This window comes from Vibrio sp. R11-SG3-ISO3-SZ (assembly GCF_059834345.1).
Map to the genome: position 1 here is coordinate 1 of NZ_JCBDGX010000125.1, position 9,419 is coordinate 9,419.

Annotated in this window: 7 protein-coding genes and 1 pseudogene; 5 read left to right on the plus strand and 3 right to left on the minus strand. The window is 48.6% G+C overall.

The genetic code is table 11. The annotated features are described in order from the left end of the window. The coding region (gene wecA / locus AC6R1O_RS14925; protein ID WP_500657306.1) for a UDP-N-acetylglucosamine--undecaprenyl-phosphate N-acetylglucosaminephosphotransferase at window positions 1-734 on the minus strand (734 nt) is incomplete at its 3' end. Between the two features lie 213 nt (window positions 735-947). On the opposite strand from wecA, the gene AC6R1O_RS14930 reads away from it, so the two are divergent. Then, window positions 948-2,183 carry a sensor domain-containing diguanylate cyclase gene (locus tag AC6R1O_RS14930; protein ID WP_500633228.1) on the plus strand — a complete coding sequence of 412 codons (1,236 nt, stop codon included), beginning with the start codon at window positions 948-950 and terminating at the stop codon, window positions 2,181-2,183. A gap of 50 nt (window positions 2,184-2,233) precedes the next feature. Here AC6R1O_RS14930 and AC6R1O_RS14935 read toward each other — a convergent pair whose 3' ends face one another. Continuing rightward, window positions 2,234-3,919, minus strand: coding sequence for a hypothetical protein (locus AC6R1O_RS14935; RefSeq protein WP_500657307.1), 1,686 nt, complete (start codon window positions 3,917-3,919; stop codon window positions 2,234-2,236). 319 nt (window positions 3,920-4,238) lie between these two features. Between AC6R1O_RS14935 and AC6R1O_RS14940 the strand changes: the two genes are divergently transcribed. Together AC6R1O_RS14940 and AC6R1O_RS14945 are read left to right on the plus strand one after the other, a co-directional pair. Next, window positions 4,239-6,446: a putative bifunctional diguanylate cyclase/phosphodiesterase gene (locus tag AC6R1O_RS14940; RefSeq protein WP_500657308.1), complete on the plus strand. Its 2,208-nt coding sequence runs from the start codon at window positions 4,239-4,241 to the stop codon at window positions 6,444-6,446. Between the two features lie 93 nt (window positions 6,447-6,539). After that, a complete protein-coding gene (locus AC6R1O_RS14945) occupies window positions 6,540-6,929 on the plus strand; it encodes a hypothetical protein (RefSeq protein WP_500657309.1) in 390 nt (129 codons plus the stop codon). Between the two features lie 328 nt (window positions 6,930-7,257). On the opposite strand, the gene AC6R1O_RS14950 is transcribed toward AC6R1O_RS14945, so the two are convergent. After that, the gene (locus AC6R1O_RS14950) at window positions 7,258-7,518 is read right to left on the minus strand and encodes a hypothetical protein (protein ID WP_500633224.1); all 261 of its coding nucleotides are present in this window, start codon (window positions 7,516-7,518) and stop codon (window positions 7,258-7,260) included. A gap of 495 nt (window positions 7,519-8,013) precedes the next feature. Between AC6R1O_RS14950 and AC6R1O_RS14955 the strand changes: the two genes are divergently transcribed. Next, complete coding sequence (locus tag AC6R1O_RS14955; RefSeq protein WP_500633223.1) at window positions 8,014-8,487, plus strand: hypothetical protein; 474 nt, start codon at window positions 8,014-8,016, stop codon at window positions 8,485-8,487. A gap of 18 nt (window positions 8,488-8,505) precedes the next feature. Further along, window positions 8,506-9,419 (plus strand): annotated as a pseudogene (locus AC6R1O_RS14960) (hypothetical protein); the annotation flags it as partial.

The following is a 9,419-nucleotide window of genomic DNA, read 5'->3' on the forward strand; positions in this document are numbered from 1 at the left end:
AGCCACAGGGCGGTCACCGGTCTGAGAGGCAGTTCTTGACGTTGACTGACCCCCAACAACATCCAAATCACAGTAAAGCCAATCATCATACTGCCGGCATCCCCCATAAAGACCTTGCGCTCACGCCCAAAGATACCGAGGTTCATACACACATAGGGGATCATGGCAAAGATAAAGACCAAACATAGATGAGCCAGACCATGATGCGTATCGAGATACATTAAATACGCGATCGCTGAAAATGTCACTATCGCAAGTCCACCCAACAGCCCATCGATACCATCAACCATATTGAAAGCATTAATCGCACCGATGACGGCCAAAATAGTCATTAGCGGACTGAGCATACCAAAATGTAATACGCCCAAACCAAAAATATCCCCCACACTATCGAGACGAATATCCGCTATAGCCATCATGACAATGGACAACATTGCCTGTACGAACAATCGAATCTTGTAACTAATATCGAAACGATCGTCTATGGCCCCGACAATAATCAGCACTGTCAAACAGGACAAGAAAAGAGAACTGTGCTCAATGAGGTCAGGGTTCGCCGTTAAAAACTGTGCGATGGACAAATAAATGGCGATTCCCCCCACTAAGGGAATGCTTCCGGTATGCAATTTTCGAGCATTGGGTTTATCGACTAATCCCACGACTCTTGCGACCTTTCTCAGCAAGAACAGTGAGGCAAATGAGAAAAAACCGACAAATGACAACTCAATGAACATGGTGCCGTCCTAGCTACTGATGAATTATTAAATTTTTTGTGTACGGATCATACGAAACTACGAGTGGCATGTACACCTTGTTGATTATATTTCTTTCACATACTCATCAAAACACATGAAACAAATGGCAACAGCACTATAGCGCTTATATCCGTGCGATCGTATGATACGTGTTCGCTTGCACGCTTGTGCATAATGAGTACGAGGACAGCCATGCCAAAGTTAACCATTGATACCCAATACGGCATCATCATTATCCAAAACTTAGAGACCGTATTCGTCAATGAATACTACGCGCACCTGTATGGCTACTCTAGCGCCTCTGAACTCCTCAACTCAATAGACTCGTTTCTTGACTTGATTGATCCGTCCTACCATCCCCAAGCGATCGACAACTATCATCAAACACTCAAAGGTGACGTTCTTCCCCGCGGGAGAACCTTTCGTAATCGCGATCGACACGGTCGGGAGTTCGCAGTGTTTGCTATCGATCATGTGATTGAATGGGACGGAGCACCGGCTTTACAAGTCACGGTTATCGATCTCTCAGCGCAAGAACGAGCCCAACAGCAACTTCACGAAAATGAGCGAAAATTCAAGCAGCTGATCATTAAGTCTGGGCAAGGCATTTGCGTCCACCGCAATTTCAACCCCATCTTTGTCAATCAAGCTTGGGTTGACTTGATGCGCGCGCCGTCCATCGATGCCGTGCTCCGTGATGTCAACTTACTCTCCTTCCTACCCGAGGAGGAACACGCCAACGCTCAGGTACGTTATCAATCACTCATTAGTGGCCGTTTATCTGGGGCCAAGACGGTTGTGAAAAATCGATGTTTTGATGGCGAGATTCGTTACTTTCGCGTCTACGACAACTTGATTGAATGGGATGGAGAGCCAGCGGTTCAAGCCGTCATCGAGGATGTCACCGATCGAATTACACTCGAAGCCAAGTTAAGACAGCTGTCGGTGACCGATCCACTGACCGATATCTATAACCGCAGGGAACTCGATCGTGTGCTTAACCAAGAGTTTCAAAGAGGGCAACGGTATGGCCATCCATTTGCGGTTATCCTTATCGACATCGATCACTTCAAGTTCATCAATGATACGTATGGCCATGATGTGGGCGACAACACATTGCGAGCCATTGCTAACACTCTTCGTGACACCCTACGCCAAACTGACGTGTTAGGCCGTTGGGGTGGAGAGGAATTTTTAATTGTTTGTCCGTCCACGGACCTTACCGGTGCCTCACACCTCGCCAACACCTTGAGAGCACGCATTGCGAATCTAGCACTAGACGATGCGAAGCCCGTTACCATCAGCATCGGCGTCGCCAGTCTAGATACTGACGACACACAAGTCTCCGACGTTCTAAAAAGAGCCGATCGCGCGCTCTATGACGCAAAACGTAACGGACGAAACCAAGTAAAGGTGGACCACCCGTAATATTACACACGAGCCGTCCCACATTACCTGCGCTCAGGAAGGGGAATTCGTTAGCGGATCAACGACACTGACGAATACGAATCCGATACTGATACAATGCCAATCTGACTATGCACTTGGCGATACAGAACTGGCGAAAACTCGCTATGTGTTCGAACCCATTCACCTACCCATTTTCCCTGCTCTAGAGAGAACTGCTGAAAATAGTGGGGCTCTGGGTACACTCCATCCACTTTCGCAGAACGAAGCGAGCTGTACCACGAAACGGTACTGTTATCGAGTCCCATATACCACTCACCTTGTGGGAACAGACCAAGATAGGTTAACTCCCCCTCGTTGTACACGTAATGGTAGTCTTCACTCACGTAACGTTGATCGCTGTCCACTCGAACCAGAAATTGGCCTTTTGCGAGGTAACGGACAACCGTATTATTCCCATCGGCTTCAAACGTATCACCTAAAGGGGACGCATTGTGGCTGCGCATCACCGCAGATTTTATTTCCTCACTTGTCGGCAAGTCGGTCTTTGTTGTGAGCTCTCCGCGAAAACTGACTTCGTACAGGTTCGCAGTATCACCAATATCGGTGTACACGCGATACGCTACTCCTTCAGCAGCCCAGGTCTGTCGCTCTGTTCTGGTTTCTCCAAACATGGTGAGTCTGTCAATTTGAGTATTGCCTGTATGATTAATTAGGCTCACCCCATCGCCGGTTAAAACCACAGGATAAGTAAGCGTGGTCTCTGTCACTTTATTGAGCGAGTCATCGTATTGGTGCACTTCGTTATCAGAAAACTCCACAATCAAGGCGCTGCCATTGACCGACCACTGATCCACATCTTTGTCGGTGAGATCCAGCTTGTTGATAATTTCACCGCTTTGTGCGGACAACACAAGAAAGTAGTTGCCAAAACAATTCCCAACGACAATACGATCCTCTGACAAAACATGCGGATAACACGGATGAAAAGTACCGCCTTCGACTTGGTGCTCGCTATAGTCAGTTTGCTCCCATTGCACTTCAGCGCTCTCATAAGAGAACCGCGTCTCGACCCCTCCTTGTTCAGGGTCATTAATATCTCCAAGCACTGGATTCTGATTTTCATCAAGATACACAATGCGCCCCTGAAAGTCAGACTGTACACTACTTTGAATAAACTGACTGATCACCTGAGCTCGATTATGTATTGCCGTAATGTTGGACTGAGTTTGGATCAATTCGTTATCAAATTGCTGAAACAATGAACGTGCAAGTAAGTGCGCATCCTCATGCCCTTTTGCAATAAAATCACCGGATACTTTATCAACGTCTATTCCTAACTCATGGGCGATATCAGACAAACTCCCCCCTTGAAGAAACGCCAATGTTGAAAATGGCGAGATCTCTGTGATCCCTGGAGCTGCGACAAGCTCTCGACTCTCGGTCAAGCTGCCAGAGTAGTCACTGTCTGTAGTCAATCCTGCCACAATCTTGATGATGACAGGTGCATCTGTGGCCGCCCCCATGAAGACACCGCGCTCATTGGTCAATCCTTGATATTCCGCCTCTTCGGCGATGCCATTTACGTTTTCATCAAAGTAGACTTTTGCTTGCATCAAATAACCATCAATTGCGGTATATGTAAGCAACGGACTGTCTTGAGTTGTGCTGGACGACGAATCATCTTGACAGCCAAACAGCGCAAAGGCGGTCAATAGTGAAGCGACCATCGGTCGAACGGTATGTGGTAGTAGCATGTTGGATGTTCCCAATATAAATAAGGCATGACGTATTATTGAATAACAATACCACCATATGAAACAATGTTAAGCAAATGAAATAAATAAGAATTTTAATATCGGTCAAGTTTATTTTGCTCACTTGGCGCACCCAATCCGACGACTTTCGACAAACCGTAGGCAGTCAAATTACATTCGACAACTATTTGACACCGCTATCGATTAATGAGACTACTACCTCTCAATAGATGAAACACTGCGCATAAGAGTTATCCACTATTAGGTGATATTAATCTGTGTGTACCCGTGACGCGTTGACTGTCAATGCAGCCTGTGTATGGTTGGCATCAATACGAACGATGTTAAACAAGCAGAGAGAGAGGTTTTCCCCGCAGTGATGACGCAGCCCCATCGTAACTATTCGCTAAGCTTTGAAGACCCGCAAAGTACACTGACTGCTGAAGATTACCCCGCCATACCTCAGATGCGCCCTTTTGATGACGTAGCTCAGTGCCTAATCGAAGCGCAACACGATGATAAGCTCTTAAACGCACTCACCCGCTTTTTTAGCCATGCTGAGCAGTTGATAGCGCTCACCCCCGACGCTTACCCAGATTTCCGCTCCACGTTACGTGCCTTTCAAGTCTTTATAGAAAAGAGCACCGAGCAACAGCAACTGTTGGCGGCGCTCACTTTATGGATTCGCTGGCTTTCTGCGTCGCAAAAGCCGTCTACACCAACCGAGCCCATAACATCGTTAATGGTACTCACTTCGCTGCGCCTCGCCGACGTCGCGGTCCCAATGCTCAGTGAACTGCATTCACACCAACATACCGTCGAGCGACTCAAAGACAGTGAGCGCCGGCTGCACGATGCCATGGATTACGCTCAAATCGGGCACTGGTCATCCCCTTATGAGGGCTCTCAATCTCAGTGGTCACCGCAAATTTATGACTTGCTCGGATTAGAAAGGACCTGCCCTCCAGGCCTCGATACCCTAAAATCCGTCATCGATGAAGACTTCATGCCCCACTTTATTGCGGCTCGGCAGCGCAGCTTTGAGACGGGTGAAGACTTCTTCCTAGAGTGCCCCGTCACTCGCCCGAGTGATGGGGAGCGCCGGTGGATTGAGTGTCGTGGACAGGTGCATTACCTTGAATCCGGCGACCCTGAGCGACTGTCCGGCTTCATTCAAGATATCACGAGTCGTAAAGAGAGTGAGGAAACCATTACCCAACTCGCCTACTTTGACTCACTGACGACACTTCCGAACCGGCGTTGGTTATTGGATAGGTTAACCCAGCAGTGTGACTCTCTCATTCATCGTCGCTCATACTGCGCAGTTCTTCACATTGATATCGATGATTTTAAAAAAATCATTGATCTTCATGGTCACCCGTATGGCGACACATTGCTGATGCTCATCACACAACGTATCAGTGCGCTTCTTCGCCCCCAGGACACACTAGCGCGTATCGGACATGACGAATTTATGTTGATACTCTGTGGCTTACCTAAAACGTATCCTCAAGCGCTCGAGCAGGCCAACCAATGGAGCGCTCAGTTACTAGAAGCGTTGGCACAACCCTATACCATCGACGAGCATAAGTTTGTGAATAGTGCCAGTATCGGAATGGTGCTTTTTAATGACAGTGCCGTTGGCGTAGAGGAACTCATTAATCGCGCTGGGATGGCGTTAACGCACGCCAAGCGAGATGGGAAAAATGTGGCGCACTTGTACCATCAAGCGATACAAGACAGCGCGTTGCAACGCCTCCAACTCGAGTCGTCACTGCGCCAAGCCGTCGAACTCAATCAACTGGCGTTGTATTATCAACCTCAAGTTCATGGCACCGATCTGACTGTCGGCGCGGAGGCCCTGATTCGGTGGTTCCATCCAGAGTATGGACTTGTCGCTCCTGATGACTTCATTCCACTTGCGGAAGAAACGGGACTGATCATTGGTATTGGGGATTGGGTACTAGAGCAAGCTTGCCTTCAACTCTCGCGTTGGCAATCTGACTTCCACTATCTGACTTTGTCGGTCAATGTGAGCTATAAACAGTTCACGCACTCAGATTTCGTGACAAAAATCGAATCGGCTCTTAAGCGCTATCCGATTTTACCTGGCACGTTAAAGCTCGAGCTCACAGAAACCATGGTCGTTGAAGACATTGAGCTCACCATTGCGCATATGCAAGCCCTAAAAGCGCGTGGCGTTATTTTTTCACTAGACGATTTTGGTACGGGCTATTCCTCGTTGCAGTTTCTCAAGCGCTTGCCAATCAGCCAGATTAAAATCGATCGCTCTTTTGTCTCAGAGCTTGAAGACAACCCTAACGACCAATCCATTGTCTCTGCGACCATTGCCATGGCGAAGGCATTGGGCATCGATGTGATTGCTGAGGGTGTTGAGACACAGGCGCAAGCTGCTTTTCTTCAAGAGCAAGGGTGTGACACCTATCAAGGGTATTACTATAATCCGCCGTTATCGCTGTGTGACTTTGAACGCTACTTACAGGCAAGCGCCCGCAGGTTGACCTAACAAGGCACGGCTTTAAAACGATATAAGTTACATCAGCGCTTCGCCAGCCACACTTCAACGCTCTTGGTATTGCAGGTAAAACAAAGAAAAATCATGTTGAAATGTATCTCCCTCGCCGTTCTCTGGATGGCCAGCTTACCCATCCTCGCTACGCCACTACTTGACAGTGATGTTTACGAACTTGCCAAGCAACGTATCGCGTTTCAATGCGACGGATGCCCCGCCATCGCCGCGGCCATCCTCACAATGAGAGAGCGATTGTGTTCGATGCCGATTACGGAAGAAGCGATTCGAGCGATTCCATCCGAACCTTTATTTCTGCAAGCAAAGGAGGAGCTCGCCCGGCTTCCCGACAGCTCTTTTGACGACTATATTTTGTCTCTACAAAGAGGGGCAAACTGCATGAGTAGCGATGCTTGGCTCAAAGAAACGCACTTTCACTTTCGTCGTTTGACTGGTGAGAATTTATCAACGTCTCCGTAAACCATGACATTTCGTCACCCTAGAGTGGGAAACAATAAAAAAGCCAGTTACTACAATGAGTAACTGGCTGTATGTGTGTGAACAAATCTATTCACTAACAACGTCAGTTGGCTAGGTGACCCTGGCTTTATCTAGGGTCAATAAAATAAAAGCACAATACGTGCCAACAAAATACCGCTAAAAACGCACAAAAAAACCACAATGAAACCGATTGCAAAACCTTTCGTTGCACATAGCAATTGCAAAATGCAATAACCATTTCAAATTGCGATCAACTCTGAATCTCACAATATCCTTGATCCTCTCAACCGAATAAACCAGGTGGCCGTTAAAACAACACGTGGATGTTGTCACAACGCTGACTCGATGATGCCGAATGCTCATCGTCAATATCCAGGCTAACCAACTCTTGCTCTAGGATGGCCTCTTCTTGCAGGTCTACTTTTGACTGGATCAAGTCCTCATCATTCATGTGATGTGTGCGTACGTGAACACGGATATCATCGTCGCTCCAAGCGCTACTGACTTCATATACCCTTTCGCGCTCAACCGTGATCCTTTCTTTAATCGTCACCCGCTTAACTGACATGGTCGTTTTCCTTCTTTCAGCTTTGTCTACCATCCACCTGTGTGGCTGATCGCGTCTTGAGTTGATACCACTCTTGCGAGCGGGTCCGCTCCCTACCCTCAGCCATACCATCGCTGTGTATAGTATGCTGAGCTTTCCAGAACGGCCAGCGCTTGTGGCACATATTTTACCATCACACGATTTCAGACTATGAAGACCGACCTTCGTAAACAGCGTGATGGTGCCCACTTTTGATGCAGGTCTCCCGAGCGAGTGCTTACATCATCATCGACAACCATAATCCGGCCCCTTTTTCATCGAGTTTTATTAATTTTGAGATCAAAACTCCATATTTGCACAAAAATTGAGAGGTCAATCCAAAAACCTATTCCCTGCGTTCAAAAAATAGGCTTATGATGAAAAAGCCAACATGCACACCATATGTTGTCAATAAAACCAATATTTTCCCAATATATGGACATTTCGTATTTCATTGGTAAAGAAAGCGAGAAAAGAATGAGACCCAAAAGCAAGAAAATCGCCCTCCCTGCCTTACACATTGAATGGCACCCCCTTCTTCACTCCCTCACCCAAGACGACCGCTTTCAACTCACTCAGCTTCAGCCCCTAGACGATATCTCAGCCCAGCATCTTCAGTCGCTCCTTGACCTGCACCCCATTCCCGTCACATGCGTGCCCCACACCGAGCGATTTCACTGCCTCATTCCTATCCCTTTGATTGAACGACTTGGCACCCACCCGCAGCGCGCGAATTTACGCGCCTCCTTGCTCATCTATGACGACGCCGATGTCCACGATCTCCTCACCAGCTTTCTTTTGCTCGATCCCGCACTCGCTCTGTCCACCCACTCCGCGCACACACGCAATGTGCACAAGAGGCTTCGTCAATTCAAAACGCATGCGCTCCCAGCGCCAAGCAAACGGACCCTCGCAGCGCTGGCACAGTGCTCTCCATCCGCCTTTCGATAGCCCCAAAGGAGCGCGCCGATGATGACGTTTCAACACATTGCTCGAGACAATCGCCGTAAGAATGCCGGCGGACAGTACCCCGATGCGCTTGCTCACGCGACCACCCTCGCCATTATGCTGCGCAAACTGGCTCGCGAAGATCCCAAAGAGCGCTCAGCCATGACCGTCGTTGCTCTCTTTTTGTGGCTCACGCAATCTTGGTCGACGATGACTAAGCCCGAGGCTATCCCTGACTTTGTCAAAATCTCTGGTGCCACGCCTTGCCGAGCCAATACCTTTCGTACCTATAAAGATGGCGGGATCTCATGGGCGGAATATGCGCAATGCTATGAGGACGAAACCACGACCCATTACTTGTGGCAGCCAATGCCGAGTTATCTCAATGTCCTGTTCCAGCCCTTTATCAGCGCGCAAAGTTATGACACCCCCTTTTTAAAAGCCAAAACCAAACGCCGCTTGTTTCATCTAATGAACACGAAATGGCGCACACCAGAGTCACTGCAACACTGCCCACGGGTGCGTAAAGATACGTTGAATCAGTATCTGATTGATTGCGCCCTCGTCGACAACACGCTCACGGCCATTCCCCGCTCGCTTCTCGTTTCAGCCAATAGAGCTCACCATGTGCATGCGGCGCGGTATCAGCGCAGCGACAGTGATCGGATACGCTTCAAACTCTTTGATGCGCATAATCGCTATTTCTCACGACTCGTGCACGCCGCTCGCAACGCTCAACTCTTACCCCACTTTGATGTATACCTCGGTCAGCACGCCATCAATCTGATTGCTGAACGCCCCAAGCTTGCGCCCTATCTCTCATCACCGGGCCGGATCGCGCAAACCGTCTTAGATACCACCAATGGCTCTTTGCAAAGTATTCGCTCGCCTGCGCTGCCGGTCGGCAGTCGACGCCATCTCGACGATACGGCCGT